Annotated in this window: 1 protein-coding gene and 1 pseudogene; both read right to left on the bottom strand. The window is 63.6% G+C overall.

All coding sequences use genetic code 11. The features are described from left to right. Positions 1–942 (bottom strand): FAD-dependent oxidoreductase (locus tag B3V69_RS01035; protein ID WP_296442972.1); only part of this gene is annotated, 942 nt, incomplete at its 3' end. Between the two features lie 2 nt (positions 943–944). Then, a pseudogene (locus B3V69_RS01030) lies at positions 945–1,457 on the bottom strand (pyruvate ferredoxin oxidoreductase); the annotation flags it as partial.

Genomic DNA, 1,457 nt, shown 5'->3' with positions numbered 1-1,457 from the left:
GATGGTGGACAACCACTTGATCAGGACACCTTCCTGCAGGGCTTCTTCCACCTCGAAGTCGTGCGCGGGCATCTTCTCGCGGTTGCGACGGTAGACGATGATGGCCTCGGTCGCCCCCAGTCGTTTGGCGGTGCGCGCCACGTCAATCGCGGTGTTTCCTCCCCCATAAACCACCACCCGGCGGCCCAGCATGGGCTTGTCTTCGCCCTCCATGGAACGCAGCACCGAGACCGCGTCGAGCACCCTGGCCGAGTCGCCGGCCGGAATGAAGGCGCGCTTGGCAATGTGGGCGCCTACCGCCAGAAAGACCGCGTCAAACCCGCCCTGCTGCTTGGATTCCAGCACGTTGGACACTTTGACGTTGTAGTGAATGCGCACGCCCAGATCGACAATGCGCTGCACTTCGGCATCCAGCACCTGGCGTGGCAAGCGGTATTGGGGAATGCCGAAGCGCATCATGCCGCCCGGCAACGGGCCGGCCTCAAACACCGTCACCTGATGGCCCAGGCAGGCCAACTGATAAGCCGCGGAAAGACCCGAGGGGCCGGCACCGACCACCAGCACGTTTTTGCCCGATGTAGTGGCGGCAGGTGCAAATTTCCATCCCAGCGCGATGGCCTGGTCGCCCAAAAAGCGTTCCACCGAGTTGATGCCGACCGGCGCATCGAGTTTGCCGCGATTGCAGGCGCCTTCGCAGCTGTGGTAGCAAACCCGGCCCATGATGGCGGGAAACGGGTTGTCCTCCACCAGCACGCGCCAGGCCTTTTCGTAGTCGCCCGACTCGGCGTGAAACAACCAGGCCTGGATGTTCTCGCCCGCCGGGCACTGGTGGTTGCAGGGGGGCAAACGATTCACGTAGACCGGGCGCGAGGTACGCCAAGAGCCGGTGTGGTTGGCCAGCGAGCTGCCGACGTCCAGGGTGATGGCAAATGGTTTGTCCATGTTCAACTCTCCTGTTCCAACAGACCGTAACGACGAATATTGCGGTCAGCGATGGCCTGCAACCGGGCGATGGTGACGGTGTCGGGCTGTTTGCCAAACAAGTGGGCAAAGCGCTTTTGCGGCCTGAGATAGTCGTCGATCGGCACCTGACGGCGGATTTTCGAGACGCCGGTCACCTCGCCGCGCTCGGCCTCGAACACCGGGAAGAAGCCGCATTCCGTGGCAAGCCGCGCCAGCTTGATGGTGTCGTGCGAGGCCGCGCCCCAGCCCAGCGGACAGGGCACGAAGATGTGGATGTAGCGCGCCCCGCGCATCGACATCGCCTTTTTAACCTTGTATTCCAGATCATGCAGATCCGCCACAGTGGCGGTGGCCACGTAGGGAATCTCATGCGCCATGGCGAGTCTGGGCATGTTCTTGCCCTGGCCGAACACATTGCCCGGATGCGGCCCCACCGGCATCGTGGTGGCGGTGCGTGCCGCAGGCGGTGTGGCGGAGGAGCGCTGTACGCCGGT

Source organism: Rhodoferax sp. UBA5149 (genome assembly GCF_002413825.1).
GTDB lineage: Bacteria > Pseudomonadota > Gammaproteobacteria > Burkholderiales > Burkholderiaceae_C > Rhodoferax.
Note: the sequence above shows the minus strand (reverse complement) of the source record. Positions and strands in the feature narration are given on the sequence as shown.